Annotated in this window: 7 protein-coding genes; all 7 read right to left on the bottom strand. The window is 68.1% G+C overall.

Features of this window, described 5'->3' with window-relative positions; genetic code table 11:
• Window positions 1–205: 205 nt before the first annotated feature.
• Window positions 206–4,156 carry a DNA-directed RNA polymerase subunit beta' gene (locus tag QJR12_RS10155; RefSeq protein ID WP_300581524.1) on the bottom strand — a complete coding sequence of 1,317 codons (3,951 nt, stop codon included), beginning with the start codon at window positions 4,154–4,156 and terminating at the stop codon, window positions 206–208.
• A gap of 50 nt (window positions 4,157–4,206) precedes the next feature.
• Window positions 4,207–7,719, bottom strand: a complete 3,513-nt coding sequence (rpoB, locus tag QJR12_RS10150; RefSeq protein WP_300581523.1) for a DNA-directed RNA polymerase subunit beta — start codon at window positions 7,717–7,719, stop codon at window positions 4,207–4,209.
• A gap of 392 nt (window positions 7,720–8,111) precedes the next feature.
• Window positions 8,112–9,188, bottom strand: a complete 1,077-nt coding sequence (locus tag QJR12_RS10145) for an ABC transporter ATP-binding protein (protein WP_300581520.1) — start codon at window positions 9,186–9,188, stop codon at window positions 8,112–8,114.
• A gap of 129 nt (window positions 9,189–9,317) precedes the next feature.
• Window positions 9,318–9,710: a 50S ribosomal protein L7/L12 gene (gene rplL / locus QJR12_RS10140; protein WP_300581518.1), complete on the bottom strand. Its 393-nt coding sequence runs from the start codon at window positions 9,708–9,710 to the stop codon at window positions 9,318–9,320.
• A 32-nt stretch (window positions 9,711–9,742) separates the two neighbouring features.
• Window positions 9,743–10,327, bottom strand: a complete 585-nt coding sequence (gene rplJ, locus QJR12_RS10135; RefSeq protein ID WP_300581516.1) for a 50S ribosomal protein L10 — start codon at window positions 10,325–10,327, stop codon at window positions 9,743–9,745.
• A 538-nt stretch (window positions 10,328–10,865) separates the two neighbouring features.
• A complete protein-coding gene (locus tag QJR12_RS10130; protein ID WP_300581514.1) occupies window positions 10,866–11,774 on the bottom strand; it encodes an ROK family protein in 909 nt (302 codons plus the stop codon).
• Window positions 11,775–11,825: 51 nt separating this feature from the next.
• Window positions 11,826–16,001, bottom strand: a complete 4,176-nt coding sequence (locus tag QJR12_RS10125; RefSeq protein ID WP_300581512.1) for an NEW3 domain-containing protein — start codon at window positions 15,999–16,001, stop codon at window positions 11,826–11,828.
• Between the last annotated feature and the right edge of the window lie 5 nt (window positions 16,002–16,006).

The raw sequence follows: 16,006 nt of genomic DNA, 5'->3' as shown, positions 1-16,006 counted from the left end.
CGCTTGCGAGAGATCACCGTCAGTAGCTCGGCGGTGGTCGCCAGCCCGTCAGCATGCACACGCGAAGCTTGTGCGCGTTACCCGGCATTGGCTAGCCACCGCAGCACCGGCTGTGGATAACTGCACGCCCAGCAGACGCAAGAGCCCCCGACACGCCGTGCGTGCGGGGGCTTTTGCGTCTGCTCGCGGTACCTACCGGTAGTGCTTACCGGTAGTCGTTGTAGCCGTAGTCGTCCAGCGGGACCGCCGCGCCGGTGCCCTGGCCGAAGCCCGGGCTGTAGTACTGATCCTCGTACGAGGGTATCGTGTACGCCGCCGCGCGGGCCTCCTCGGTGGGCTGCACCTGGATATTGCGGTAGCGGGAGATGCCGGTGCCGGCCGGAATCAGCTTGCCGATGATCACGTTCTCCTTCAGGCCGTTGAGCCGGTCGCTGCGACGGTTGATCGCCGCGTCGGTCAATACCCGCGTGGTCTCCTGGAACGACGCCGCCGACAGCCACGAGTCGGTGGCCAGCGACGCCTTGGTGATGCCCATCAGCACGGGGCGACCGGCGGCGGGCTCGCCGCCTTCGGCCACCACCCGACGGTTCTCGGCTTCGAACTCCGCCCGGTCGATGAGCGAGCCGGGCAAAAACTCCGTCGAGCCCGAATCGATGATGGTCACCCGGCGCAGCATCTGGCGGACGATCACCTCGATGTGCTTGTCGTGGATCGACACGCCCTGGGCGCGGTAGACGTCCTGAACTTCACGCACCAGGTGGATCTGCACCTCGCGGGGACCCTGCACCCGCAGCACCTCGTGCGGGTCGGCGGAGCCTTCCAGCAACTGTTGACCCACCTCGATGTGGTCACCGTCGGCCAGCACCCGTTCGGTGCCGTCCTCGTGCTTGAACACCCGCAGCCGTTGCCGCTTGGAGAGCTTGTCGTAGACCACCTCCTCGCCGCCGTCGTCGGGGATGATGGTGATCTTGTAGAACTTGTCGCTCTCCTCGATGCGGACCCGTCCGCTCACCTCGGCGATCGGGGCCTTGCCCCGCGGCACCCGGGCCTCAAACAGCTCCTGCACTCGCGGCAGACCACTGACGATGTCCTCACCGACACCACCCTGGTGGAAGGTCCGCATGGTCAGCTGGGTGCCCGGTTCACCGATGGACTGCGCGGCCACGATCCCGACGGCTTCGCCGATGTCAACCAGCTTGCCGGTCGCCATGGACCGCCCGTAGCAGGTCGCGCAGACCCCCATGCTGGTGGCGCACGTCAAAACCGAGCGCACCTTCACCTCGGTGATGCCCGCCGCCAGCAGGGCGTCGATCTCCGGGTCGCCCAGATCCCGGCCGCGCTCGACGACGACGTTGCCGTCCTTGTCGAGCACGTCGGCGCCGAGGGTGCGGGCGTACGCCGAGGTTTCGATGTAGGGGTCACGAACCAGGGTGCCGTCGGGCTGGCGTTCGGCCAACTCGACGATGATGCCGCGCTCGGTGCCGCAGTCGCCCTCGCGAACGATGACGTCCTGCGACACGTCCACCAGACGGCGGGTCAGATAACCCGAGTCCGCGGTCCGTAACGCGGTGTCCGCCAAGCCTTTCCGCGCACCGTGGCTGTTGATGAAGTACTCCAGCACCGTCAGGCCCTCGCGGAACGAGGACTTGATCGGGCGCGGGATGAACTCGCCCTTGGGGTTGGTCACCAGGCCCTTCATCCCGGCCAGCGTGCGGGTCTGGGTGAAGTTCCCGGTAGCGCCCGACTCGACGATCATGATGATCGGGTTGTCGTCGGGGTAGCGCTCCCGCAGCCGCTGGCCGACCTCGTCGGTGGCTTCCTTCCAGATCTCCACTAGCGCCTCGTTGCGCTCGTCGTGGTTCAAAGCACCACGCTGGAACTGCTTTTCGACCTTATCGGCCCGTGCTTCGTAGGCGTCGAGGATCTGCTGCTTGCCCGGCACCACCAGCACGTCGGCCATCGACACGGTGACACCCGAACGGGTGGCCCAGTAGAAGCCGGCGTCTTTGAGCTTGTCGACCGTCTGCGCGACCACGATCATGGGATAGCGCTCGGCCAGGTCGTTGATGATGGTCGCCTGCACCTTCTTGTGCATCTGCTCGTTGACGAACGGGTACCCGACCGGCAGCAACTCGTTGAACATCACCCGGCCGAGCGTGGTTTCGGCCATCCAGGAATCGCCTGGGCGCCAGCCGTTCGGGCCGAACAGCTCGGCCTCGATGTCGGCCGGCGGGCGCAGCTGCGAAAGCCGCACCTTGATCTTGGCCCGCACCGAGAGCGCCCCCCGGTCCATCGCCATGATGGCCTCGGCCGGTGAGCTGTACACGCCGCGCTCCGGTGAATCCTTGGTGGCGGGCTGGTATTCACCGATCTCACCGGGAACCTCGGTGGTCAGGTAGTACAGCCCGGTCACCATGTCCAGCCGCGGCATCGCCAGCGGACGCCCCGAAGCCGGGGACAGGATGTTGTTGGAGGAGAGCATCAAGATGCGGGCCTCGGCCTGCGCCTCGGCGGATAGCGGCAGGTGCACCGCCATCTGGTCACCGTCGAAGTCGGCGTTGAACGCCTCGCACACCAGCGGGTGCAGCTGAATCGCCTTGCCTTCCACCAGCATCGGCTCAAACGCCTGGATACCCAGCCGGTGCAGGGTGGGCGCGCGGTTCAGCAGCACCGGATGCTCGGCGATGACCTCTTCGAGCACGTCCCACACCTGTGGACGCTGACGCTCCACCATCCGCTTGGCGCTCTTGATGTTTTGCGCATGGTTGAGGTCGACCAGCCGCTTCATCACAAACGGCTTGAATAGCTCCAGCGCCATCAGCTTGGGCAGACCGCACTGGTGCAACTTGAGCTGCGGACCCACCACGATGACCGAACGCCCCGAGTAGTCGACCCGCTTGCCAAGCAGGTTCTGCCGGAACCGACCCTGTTTGCCCTTGAGCAGATCCGACAGCGACTTCAGCGGACGGTTGCCCGGTCCGGTGACCGGACGGCCACGGCGGCCGTTGTCGAACAGCGCGTCCACCGACTCCTGCAGCATCCGCTTTTCGTTGTTGACGATGATCTCCGGCGCGCCGAGGTCGATCAACCTCTTGAGCCGGTTGTTGCGGTTGATCACCCGCCGGTAAAGGTCGTTGAGGTCGCTGGTGGCGAACCGACCGCCGTCAAGCTGCACCATCGGGCGCAGCTCCGGCGGGATCACCGGCACCGCGTCGAGCACCATCCCCAGCGGAGAGTTACCGGACTGCTGAAATGCCGCCACCACCTTCAGCCGCTTGAGAGCACGGATTTTCTTTTGGCCTTTGCCGTTTCGGATGATTTCACGCAGCGCCTCGGCTTCGGCATCGATGTCGAAGTTCTGGATGAGCTTTTTGATCGCCTCCGCGCCCATGGAGCCGGTGAAGTACTCGCCGTAGCGGTCGACGAGCTCGCGGTAGAGGTTCTCGTCGACGATCAGCTGCTTGGGGGCCAGCTTGATGAAGGTGTTCCAGATCTCCTCCAGCCGATCGAGCTCACGCTGCGCGCGGTCGCGGATCTGGCGCATCTCCCGCTCGCCGCCGTCACGCACCTTGCGTCGCACGTCGGCCTTGGCGCCCTCGGCCTCCAGCTGGGCCAGATCGGCCTCCAGCTTCTGGGCCCGCGCCTCCAGCTCGGCGTCGCGCTGATCCTCGACGGCCTTGCGCTCCACGGCCATCTCGGCCTCGAGCGTCGAGAGTTCGTTGTGCCGCAGCTCCTCGTCGACCTCGGTGATCACGTACGCCGCGAAGTAAATGATCTTCTCCAGATCCTTCGGGGCCAGATCCAGCAGGTAGCCGAGCCGGCTCGGCACACCCTTGAAGTACCAGATGTGGGTGACCGGCGCGGCCAACTCGATGTGGCCCATCCGCTCGCGCCGCACCTTGGCACGGGTGACCTCCACACCGCAGCGCTCGCAGATGATGCCTTTAAACCGCACCCGCTTGTATTTGCCGCAGTAGCACTCCCAGTCCCGAGTAGGTCCGAAGATCTTCTCGCAGAACAGACCGTCCTTCTCCGGCTTCAGGGTGCGATAGTTGATGGTCTCCGGTTTTTTGACCTCACCGTACGACCATTGCCGGATGTCGTCGGCGGTGGCCAGGCCGATGCGGAGTTCATCGAAGAAGTTGACGTCGAGCACGTAACTCCCTTTCCCCTTGCGGGACTCGTGACGATTAACTCGATTAACTACTAAGCAAGATCCTCGGCGGAGGCGGACTCGTTGCGGGACAAGTTGATTCCCAGGTTCGCCGCAGCACGCTCCAGGTCTTCGTCTTCGCCTTCGCGCAGCTCGATGGCCGCACCGTCTTTGGCCAGCACCTCGACGTTGAGGCACAGCGATTGCAGCTCTTTGAGCAGCACCTTGAACGACTCCGGAATGCCCGGCTCGGGGATGTTCTCGCCCTTGACGATGGCCTCGTACACTTTGACCCGCCCGACGGTGTCGTCGGATTTGATGGTCAACAGCTCCTGCAGCGTATAGGCCGCGCCGTAGGCCTGCATGGCCCAGCATTCCATCTCGCCGAATCGCTGGCCGCCGAACTGCGCCTTACCACCCAGGGGCTGCTGGGTGATCATCGAGTACGGACCGGTGGATCGGGCGTGGATCTTGTCGTCCACCAGATGGTGCAGCTTCATGATGTACATGTAGCCGACCGTCACCGGGTAGGGGAACGGCTCCCCCGAACGGCCGTCGAACAGCCTCGCCTTGCCGTCACCGTCGACCAGCACGTCGCCGTCGCGGTTGGGCAGCGTGGCCGACAGCAGCCCCTGCAGCTCCTCCTCCCGGGCACCGTCGAACACCGGGGTCGCCACGAGCGTGTTCGGCTCGGCCGCCAGCAGTTCCTCGGGCAGCCGCTGCGCCCAGTCCGGCACGCCCTTGGACGTGTCGATCCTCCAACCGCTGTGCGCGCACCAGCCCAGATGGGTTTCCAGGATCTGGCCGATGTTCATCCGGCGCGGCACGCCGTGGGTGTTCAGGATGATGTCCACCGGGGTGCCGTCCGGCAGGAACGGCATGTCCTCGACCGGCAGGATCTTGCCGATCACACCCTTGTTCCCGTGCCGGCCGGCGAGCTTGTCGCCGTCGGAGATCTTGCGTTTCTGCGCGACATAGACGCGGACCAGTTCGTTGACCCCCGCCGGCAGCTCGTCGTCGTCCTCCCGGGAAAACACCCGGATGCCGATGACCTTGCCGGACTCGCCGTGCGGCACCTTCAGGGAGGTGTCGCGAACCTCACGGGCCTTTTCCCCGAAGATGGCCCGCAGCAGCCGCTCCTCCGGGGTCAGCTCGGTTTCCCCTTTCGGGGTGACCTTGCCGACCAGGATGTCGCCGTCACGCACCTCGGCGCCGATGCGCACAATCCCTCGCTCGTCGAGGTCGGCGAGCACCTCATCGGAGACGTTGGGGATGTCGCGGGTGATCTCCTCGGCGCCCAGCTTGGTGTCGCGGGCGTCGATCTCGTGCTCCTCGATGTGGATCGAGGTGAGAATGTCCTCCTCGACGAGACGGTTGGAGATGATGATCGCGTCCTCGTAGTTGTGACCCTCCCACGGCATGATCGCCACCAGCAGATTTCTGCCCAGGGCCATCTCGCCGTGGTCGGTGCACGGGCCGTCGGCGAGCACCTGGCCGGCCTCCACCCGATCACCGGCATCGACGATGGGACGCTGGTTGGCGCAGGTGCCGGCGTTGGAGCGGGCGAACTTGCGCAACCGGTAGGTCTGCCGGGTGCCGTCGTCGGCCATCACCGTGAGGTAGTCCGCCGACACCTCCTCGATGACGCCGCCCTTCTCGGCGACCACCACATCGCCGGCGTCGATCGCGGCGCGCAGCTCCATCCCGGTGCCCACCAGCGGCGCCTCGCTGCGCACCAGCGGAACCGCCTGGCGCTGCATGTTTGCCCCCATCAACGCGCGGTTGGCGTCGTCATGCTCGAGGAACGGGATCATCGCGGTGGCCACCGACACCATCTGGCGCGGCGAGACATCCATGTAGTCGACCTCCGATGAGGCCACGTATTCCACCTCGCCGCCCTTGCGGCGCACCAGCACCCGTGGCTCGGTGAACCGGCCCTGGGCGTCGATCGGCGAGTTGGCCTGCGCCACCACGTGGCGGTCTTCCTCGTCGGCGGTCAGGTACACGATCTCGTCGGTGACCACGCCGTCGACCACCTTGCGATACGGCGTTTCGATGAACCCGAACGGGTTGACCCGCGCGTACACCGACAACGAGCCGATCAGGCCGATGTTGGGCCCCTCCGGGGTCTCGACCGGGCACATCCGCCCGTAGTGGCTGGAGTGCACATCGCGGACCTCCAGCCCGGCGCGCTCCCGGGACAGGCCGCCGGGCCCCAGCGCCGAGAGCCGGCGCTTGTGGGTCAGACCCGACAGCGGGTTGTTTTGGTCCATGAACTGCGAGAGCTGGCTGGTGCCGAAGAATTCCTTGATGGCGGCCACCACCGGGCGGATGTTGATCAGGGTCTGCGGCGTGATCGCCTCGACATCCTGGGTGGTCATCCGTTCCCGCACCACTCGCTCCATGCGCGACATGCCGACCCGGATCTGGTTTTGGATCAACTCGCCGACCGTGCGCAACCGGCGGTTGCCGAAGTGGTCGATGTCGTCGGTTTCCACCGGCACCTCCACACCACCGGGAACCGTCATCGTGGTGTGTCCTTCGTGCAGGCGCACCAGGTATTCGATGGTGGCGACGACGTCTTCCTCGGTCAACGTCACCGTGGTGAGCGCGATGTTCAGGCCCAGTTTCTTGTTGACCTTGTAGCGCCCGACCCGGGCCAGGTCATAGCGCTTCTCCTTGAAGAACAGGTTCTCCAGCAGGGTCTGCGCCGACTCCTTGGTCGGCGGCTCACCCGGGCGCAGCTTGCGGTAGATGTCCAACAGCGCCTCGTCGGTGCTACCGGTGTTGTCCTTCTCCAGCGTCGAGAGCATGATCTCGGAGAATCCGAACCGCTCGATGATCCGTTCACGGGTCCATCCGAGCGCTTTGAGCAGCACGGTGACCGGTTGACGGCGCTTGCGATCGATGCGTACCCCAACGGTGTCGCGCTTGTCGACGTCGAACTCCAGCCACGCGCCGCGGCTGGGGATCACCTTCACCGAATGCAGGGTCTGCTCGGTGGACTTGTCGATGCTTTCGTCGAAGTACACACCCGGGGAGCGCACCAACTGGCTGACGACAACCCGCTCGGTCCCGTTGATGATGAACGTGCCCTTCTCGCTCATCATCGGGAAGTCACCCATGAACACCGTTTGGCTCTTGATCTCGCCGGTGTTGTTGTTGATGAACTCGGCGGTGACGAACAGCGGGGCCGCGTACGTCATATCCTTGTCTTTGCACTCGTCGACCGGTGCTTTGACCTCGTCGAAGCGCGGATCGGAAAACGACAGCGACATCGATCCGGAGAAGTCCTCGATCGGCGAGAGCTCGTAGAGGACTTCTTCCAGGCCGCTGACCGGGTTGGCCTCGCCGCGGGCAATCGCCGCCTCGCGCCAGCGCGGCGCGCCGATCAGCCACTCGAACGAATCGGTCTGCACGTCGAGTAGCCCCGGAACCTCGAGCGGTTCGCGAAGCTTGGCAAAGGAAATTCGGTTAGGTGCTCCGGGGACGGAATTGTTCGAGGAAATTTGCGGACTTTGGCTAGTACCTGGGGGGGTTGTCTGGCTCTGGCGGGAAACTGCCAAGATGCATCCTTCCAGCACCTCGTGCGGCTCACGGGATCCGACGGCAGCCGGACCTCTTCACCGCGATAATTGTGTCGGTTCGGCTGGCGAACGATCTGTCCGGGCCTCACGCACGCGACCAGATCGCTGAGCCACGAAGCGGGGCTCAGAAGAAGACCACGATGTCAAGTGGCGGGTGAGGTGGGCAAGAGGTAGCCAGCGCAACGTCCAACGATAGCGCAGGACTGCGCAATCCTCAACTGTCGTGCCACCAGGACCCGCGCCGGCTAGCGTCTCGGCCGTCTCGTGCACCAATGCTGACCAACAGACTGACCCGTTTGCGCCCGTCCGTCAAGAGGTCAACGCACAATGTTATCGTCGACGGCTCCCCCGGTGGGCGGGCGCGGCGGCCGTCAGTTCTCCCGCTGGGTGCGGATGACGGCGGTGGGTGCCTCATCGGCGCCGTGATGGCGCCCGACCTCGTCGGCGAAGGCGTGCCCCACATACTTGTGGGTGCCCTCCAGGTCGTCGAGGATCGCTTCCTGCGCCTTCCTGGGCAGGGTGTGCAGGATCTCGCGCACCCGGGCCCGCCGCCGGGCGACGGCTCTGCGCTCCGGCATGCCCGGGGTGGCGGTGATCTGCGGCGGCACGCCCTCGATCTCCTCGACACCGCCGTCGTGGTGGCCGGCCTCCAGGTGGGCCTGCTCCTCGGCCATGGTGGCCTCGTCTTTTTCCTCGGACATGCCGATCGGGCCGACGCGGCGCCCGTTGAGGAACTGCCGCACGACGGGCTCGTCGCTGGTCAGCAGCACCTCGCGGGGACCGAACATCACCAGCCTGCGACGGAACAGCATGCCGATGTTGTCCGGTACCGTGCGGGCGATGTTGATGTTGTGCGTGACGATCAAGATGGTGGCGTCGATCTGGGCGTTGATGTCGATGAGCAGCTGGCTGAGATACGCGGTGCGCACCGGATCCAGGCCCGAGTCGGGCTCGTCGCAGAGGATGATCTGCGGGTCGAGCACCAGCGAGCGGGCCAGGCCGGCGCGTTTGCGCATACCACCGGAGATCTCGCCGGGGAACTTCTTCTCGTCACCGGCCAGCCCGACCAGCTCCAGCTTCTCCATGACGATGTCACGGATCTCGTGTTCGGTTTTCTTGGTGTGCTCGCGCAGCGGGAACGCGGTGTTGTCGTAGATGTTCATCGACCCGAACAGCGCGCCGTCCTGGAACATCACGCCGAACAGCGTGCGGATCTCGTAGAGTTCCTTGGCCGTGCACTGGGTGATGTCGGTGCCCTCGATGATCACCGAACCGCGTTCCGGGCGCAGCAGACCGATCAGTGACTTCAAGAACACCGATTTGCCGGTGCCCGACGGCCCCAGGAGGACACTGACCTCACCCGCCGGGATATCGAGCGTGACGTCTTCCCAGATCCGCTGGGATCCGAAGGACTTGGTCAGCCCCTCAACGTGGATAGCGGTGCCCATGCGAAATCCTTCCTCCGACGTTGCTCACACTACCCGCCCCGCTTGTGGCATGAGTCACTGTAGCGCACAGCGACGTCGGGGGCCATGCTTGCCTGGCCGCACCGGGACGGTCCACGCTTTTCGGTCAGCCTACTTGACGGTGACGGTGGCGCCGGCGGCCTCGAGTTTCGTCTTAGCCTCCTGGGCCGCCTCCTTGGCGACCTTCTCCAGCACCGGCTTGGGCGCGCTGTCGACCAAGTCCTTGGCCTCCTTGAGGCCCAGGCCCGAGACGATCTCCCGCACCACCTTGATGACGCCGATCTTTTTCTCGCCGGGGGCCTCGAGGATGACGTCGAACTCGGTCTGCTCCTCGGCCTCCTCGCCGGCCTCCGGCGCCGTGCCCGGGGCCGCCACCGCCGCCGCGACCGGGACGGCGGCGGTGACCTCGAAGGTCTCCTCGAACTTCTTGACGAACTCGGAGAGCTCCAACAAAGTCATGTCCTTGAACGCGTCCAGCAGCTCGTCGGTAGAGAGTTTGGCCATGGGTGGATCCTTCCTGATCGATCGATAGGGGGTTATGCGGTTTCGGCGGGCGCCGGCGGTGTCGTGGCGGAGTCTTCCGAAGCGGCCGGGGCGGATTCCGCCGCCGCTGCCTTTTTCTCCTGCAGCGCGGCCAGCAACCGGGCCAGCCGCGATGCCGGGGCATTGAACAGCGCGGCCGCCTTGGCGAGGTTGCCCTTCATCGCCCCGGCCAGTTTCGCCAGCAACACCTCCCGCGACTCCAGGTCGGCTATGCGCTCGACATCGGCGACGGTCAACGGGTGGCCGTCCAGGTAACCGCCCTTGATAACCAGCGCCTTGTGGTCTTTGGCAAAGGTCTTGATGGCTTTGGCCGCCGACACCGGCTCACCGCTGACAAACGCGATCGCCGTCGGGCCCACGAACAACTCGTCGAGCCCCTCGATCCCGGCCTCCGCGGCAGCCCGGCGGATCAGCGTGTTCTTGGCCACGGTGTAGCTGGCCGACCCGCCCAGCGACCGGCGCAGCTCGGCCAGGTCAGCCACCGTCAGACCGCGGTAGTCGGTGATCACGGTCGCCGTAGCGGCCTTGAACCGTTCGGCGATCTCTGCCACGGTGGCGGCCTTTTCAGCCCGGCCCATGCACGCCCTCCTCGCAGTTCCGGCGACTTGCCGTTCGCGGCCGGGCCCGGGAACGACAAACGCCCCGCCGCAGGACGCGATCGGGGCGGACGTCGGCGGGTGCCGACGGTTTATGCCTCGTCCTCCTGCGTGGGCCGCCGGGGCACTCCCGGGCCTTCGACCGATTTCTCGGTGGCCAACGGTCTTCGGTGGATCGTCAACAACAATAGCGTGGGCCCCGCGATCAGCCAAAACACGGTGCGGCTCGGCGCCGCAGCCGCCACCCGAATCACCGTGCGGGTCACGGTCCAATTTGCCCGCCTATGAGCGATTACACGTTGACGTCATACTCACGATGCACCTCTTCGACCAGCCCCGCGATGACCTCGAACCCGATCGAGGCGCCCGCCTGCCGCGCGCCGTAGCGAACGCCAGATCCACTAACTAACGGCTGCCGACGCCGCGGGCCGAAGCCCGACAATCGCTCGTAGGTGGGCAAAAGAGCACCCCGACCTCTGGTGAATCCCGTGACGGATGTGTCAAGCGTGACCCAGAGCGCTCAACGGAGCCCGGCGAGGGCGGCCGCGCCGATCAGCCCGGCATCATCACCGAGTTCCGCCGGCACCACCCGCAGGCCGGCCAGATAATCCAGGCCGGCGTACGTGGGCAATGCCGCCCGCAGCGGCTCGAAGAGCACCCCGCCGGAGTCGGCGACACCACCGCCTATGACGACAAGATCGATGTCGCACACCGCCGCCACCGAGGCGATCGCCACCGCGAGCGCAGCCGCACCACGACAAAATGCCTGCCGGGCCACCGGATCACCGGCCGCCGCCGCGGCGGCCAGCTCCCTGGCCCCCGCGCCGGGTGACCCGGCCCAGCCATTGGCCCGCGCCCATCGCACCATCGACGGGCCGGCGGCGACCGTCTCGACACAGCCGCGGCCCCCGCATGCGCACGGCTGGCCGTCGGGGTCGACCACGACGTGACCGACGTGACCGGCGTTGCCGCTTCGACCGTGGTAGACGGCGCCGTCGAGCACCAGTCCGCCACCCACCCCGGTAGAGACCACCATGCCCAGCAGGAAGCGGGCGCCCCGACCGGCGCCGTGCCGATGCTCGCCGAAGGCCATGCAGATGCCGTCGCCACCCAGCCGGACCGGCACCCCCGGCACCACCGCCGCGACCCGGTCCCGCAACGGAAAACCGCGCCAGCTCGCGATGTTGATCGGGCTGACGGTGCCTGCCCGGCGGTCGATGGGGCCGGCTGAGGCAATGCCCACCGCCCGGACTCTGCCGCCGGCGGCCCGCAGCGCGTCGCTGGCGGCTTCTGCCACCGCTGCCCAAACCTCCTCCGCGTCAAGGGTATTCGGCGTCGGGTGGCGAGTGCTGTGCACCAGGACGCCGCCGGGCTCGACCAGCCCGGCGGCGATCTTGGTGCCGCCGATGTCCAAAGCGAGGGTCAGCATGGCCGGGTCAGCGGTGGAGGCGTCGCTGGGTTGGCGGGGCCGTCCGAATGCTCATCGCACGGTCACCTTCACCGCGGGTGAGTAAACCAGCCGGCCCGCGCAGCCGATCCGCACCAGGGCCCACCACTGACCGGGTTCCAGGCCCACCGGCGGGGTCACGTCGAAGCCCAGCTCGACACTGCTGCGAGCGGGCAGCACGGCCCCGCGTGCCGCTGGGCCGATCCACTCCCAGGTTCCCCACGGGCTGATCAGGTGCGCCTCCAGCGCCAGGTCGGCGCGGGCGTGGGTGCCGACCGTGACGGACAGGCGCGCCGAGTCGCCGGCCGCGAGGTCGACGTCGGCCGGCCCGTCGACGAGATAGAGCAGCCGGTCCTCCCCGACCGCACCGACGGCCACGGTGCACACATCCTCGACCACCTGCCGCCACGCCGACGGCACTTCGCTGCCGGTGAGGCGCAGCTGAGCCCGCACCGGATACAGCCCTGCCTGCCCGGCCGCCGGGACCGTCACCACCACGTCGGCCTCCAGGTGGTCACCGGGCCGCAGCGTGACCGGTACGGCGGGGGGCGTGGCCGTCCAGCCGCCCGGGCAGAGCAGCCCGATGACGCCGTTCAGCGCCCGATCGGTGCAGTCGCTGGCGGCGGTCAGCCGCAGCGCCACGGTGCCGCCCGGTTGCGCGGTTATCCACCGGGGGTGCAGGTGGGCGACGGCCGGCAAGCCGCCGAGCGGGGCGGGCCCGCGGTTGTGCAGCCAATAGCGCGCGTAGAGCGGCTGCGCGGCCTCGGCTTCGGGCGCCAGCGCGCCGCCCCGGTCCGCCGGGCCCGCCAGCGCTTCGGGCACGTCGAGCCGGGCCAGCAGGGTGGCGATCTGGAAGCCGCGCAGCGCGACCCGTCGCGCGCGCTGCCGGGGCTGTTCGAGCAGGCTAGCGTGGTGCACGTCGCGCACCGCGCCGAGCGGGGAGTCGAGGGCCACGTCGGTGTCGACACCGGTGGTCTCGACCAGGCGGATTGCCACCGCGCCCGGATCCGCCCGCGGAGCGCTGCCGCGCGCTAGCGGGTTGCCGGCCGCCTTGAGAGCGCCCACCCGCACCGTGCCGGCCGGCTCGACACGCAGCAGCGAACCCACCGCCGCCAGGGTGCCGGCGGGCCGTCGCGCAATCACGGCGATGAGCGGGTGGGAGAACTCCGCGCTGCGGGCCGGGACCTCCGCGCGCCGCCAGTCGCCCGCACCGCAAATCAGCGCATAGTCGAAGGTGTGGGTCCAATGCTGCAGCTGAAAGCCCCCGCCGTCGGGCGCGACGCGACGCGGCTCGTCGATCCAGACCCCGGACGGCCAGCCCGTGCAGGACCGCAGGAGCGCGATGTGCAGGGTGCCGTCCGGGTCGACGGCACAGCCCGGCGTTCCGCGGTTGAGTAACGCCACCGTCCGCCCACCGAAGGGACCCAGCCCCGAGGGGGCCCGTTGGGTGACGGTGATCTCCGCGTCGGCGAGGTCGTCGGCGAGCGACGCGATCGCCGCGTCTAACCGCGCCCCGTCGCGGGTCGCGATCACCAGCACCGGAAGCGCGCGCGGGTGACGCAGGTCGGCGCCGGGCACCCAGGTCACCGTCAGCGGCGACGCCGCCGGCACCCAGACCCGGGCCTGCCCGGTCGCGGCCAGCTGCCGGTCGAGTTCGGCGGTGTACACCGGGTCGGCCTCGGCCAGCACGGTCGCGGTGAACACGTTCTGACCCGGTCCGCCCAGCGCGATCCGCAAATCCGGCAGGTTGGAGTCGACCTCGAGGTCGCCGTAGCGGGGCTTGTCGGCGCTGCCACAGGTGGCGGTGACCCCGGAGCGGACCAACGCGACCATCAGGTCGCGCGCCAGGCGATGAGACATCGACTCGCTCGGCACCACCACCTCGGCCACCGACACCGCGCGCACGCCCGCGCCGACACGCACCCGCGCGGCCGAGGACAGCCCGAACCAGCCGTAGGCGGGGTTGTCCAGCGTCCACGGGTGCCGGGCGGCGTCCACGCACCGGCCGGTCTTCTGGTCGTGCCACAACGCGAAGCCGCGCCCGACGACCGCGTCGCCCACCTCACTGACGGGCAGGGCGCCCGGCACCGGGCACGGCCAACGCAGCCGCAGCACGCAGTCCGCGGCGGTGAACTCGTCGATCCGGGTGCGACAGTCCACCCGGGCCACGCCGTGCCACAGCGTGAGCGTTTGGGTATAGCGGGCCAGTGTGCCGATCCGGCCGCGGACGACCAGCCGCTGACCCAGCGGGCCGGTGTAGGCACGCACTTCGGCGGGTGTTTCCGAGGAGCGGATGACCGGCCCTTTGGGCGCCAGCTGCCAGGGGCCTTCCCCGGAGACGGGATGTTCCGGATATTCCTCGTAGAGCGCGAGCTCGTTGCCCACCCGGCCGGCGGCGATCAGCTGGTGCCCGTCCGCGTGCAGGGCGCACACCCCGCCGCCGCGAGCCGGGTCGACGGCCAGCCGGTAGCGCTCGTTGGCGATCTCGTGTCCGCCAATCGGCTCCCAGCCGGCCCCCGCCCCGGCCACCAGCCGGTAGGCCCGCCATCCCAGCGACGGCACGTCGCGCGCCAGCCAGCGGACCGTGCGTCCGTCGTGCTCGACCTGGGCCGGCACCTCGACGCCGTCGTGGTCGATCACCCGCACCCCGCCACCGCCCGGCAGCCGGGCGGTCACGATGTCGCTGCGCCGGTGCGCCAGCGGGTTCCACACCACCGCTGTGGGGTGCCGGTCGCCGGCCACCACATCGGAGAGCAACGCCACGGCGTTGTCCCGGACGGCGCGGCCGAGTTCCCAGGCGTCGCGCCAACCAGTGAGCAGATCAAGGTAGACCTGGTCGGATTCCGAGCCGGTGACGGCGTCGTGGTGCGCGCCGTAGGCCAGCTGCACCCAGGCCTTGGCCAGCGCGGCCTGCGGGTAGTCGGCGCCGGCCAACAACCCGGCGAATACCGCGAAGCGCTCCGCCTCCAGCAGGGTGTGTTCGGCGGCCCGGGCGGCTTGCTTGGTGTCGATGAACGACACGTCCTTACCGGTGTAGACGGGGTTCATGTCCCGGGTTTGCGGCGATGGTCGCCGCCCGCGCGCCGCCAGCTCGGCGCGCACCGCGGCGAAAAACTCCCGCGGCAGCGCGCACACGAACTTCGGCCAGGTGTAGCGCGCGCCCCAATCCCGATGGATAGCGGTCACCCAGTTGTTGGGCGGCGTGAAGTCGGTGCCGACCGGCAACAGCACGTTGCGGGTCAGCGCCACCTTTTTGAGCTCCCGGTAGAGCCGATAAACGGCCTGCTCGGCCTCGGCCAGCGAGGCCGACGAGTCCAGCCACCAGCCCGCCGAATAGTGCGCCGGCATGTAGTGGGTCAGCAAACCGCGCCCCGACGGGGCGATCCATTCGAATTCGCTGGAAAACTGCATCCGCGCCACGCCGCCGGCCATCGGACCCCACTGGTGGTGCGGGCCGCGGGCCCAGGAACTCGACGTCAACCCGGCGTCGGCGGCCATACCGGGGAACTGCGGGTCGTGGCCGAACACGTCCAGCTGCCAGGCGGTGGCGGGCTCCGCGCCCAGCACGTCGCGCTGAAAACCCATGCCACACACCAGGTTACGGATCGTCGTCTCCGGGCCGACGAGGTTGGTGCTGGGTTCGTTGTAGGTGCCTCCCAGCACCTCAACGCGGCCGTCTTCGATGAGCCGGCGCAGTTCGGCGCGGTCCTCGGGATGGGTGTCCCAGTAAGGCTTGAGGTAGTCCACCTCGGCCAGCACGAACTTGTACTCGGGCTCGCGGCGCGCCCGGTGCAGATGCGCGCGCACCAGTTCAAAGCCGTTGACCTGGCGGGCCGGCCCCGGCGGGTCCGCGCGCCATTCGCTGGTGTAGGCGCCCTGGGTGTTCCACCACACCGGGTCGTAGTGAAAGTGGCTGATCATGAACACCGTCCAACCGGGTTCGGCCACGGTGAACGGGAACGGCGTGCCGGCGCCGCCGGCGTGCACCTCCGCGGGCCGGCACTCACCGACCAGCGGGTCCGCGACGGTGACCGGGATCTCCACGGCGCCGTCCCCCGGGGGCGCCACCGCTTCCCCGGTCAGGCCGGGGCCGCGGACCCGAACCGGCGTGGGCCGCGCGCACCCGGTGTAGGTGACCCGGGCCAGCTGCTGCGGCGCGTCCGGCGGCCCCACGAAAAGCTCGGTCGACTCCGCGGAGATCACCTGCATTACCG

It is taken from the genome of Mycobacterium sp. (assembly GCF_029961025.1).
Lineage (GTDB): Bacteria > Actinomycetota > Actinomycetes > Mycobacteriales > Mycobacteriaceae > Mycobacterium.
The sequence above is the reverse complement of the archived record's forward strand: the minus strand, read 5'-3'. Positions and strand labels throughout refer to the sequence as shown.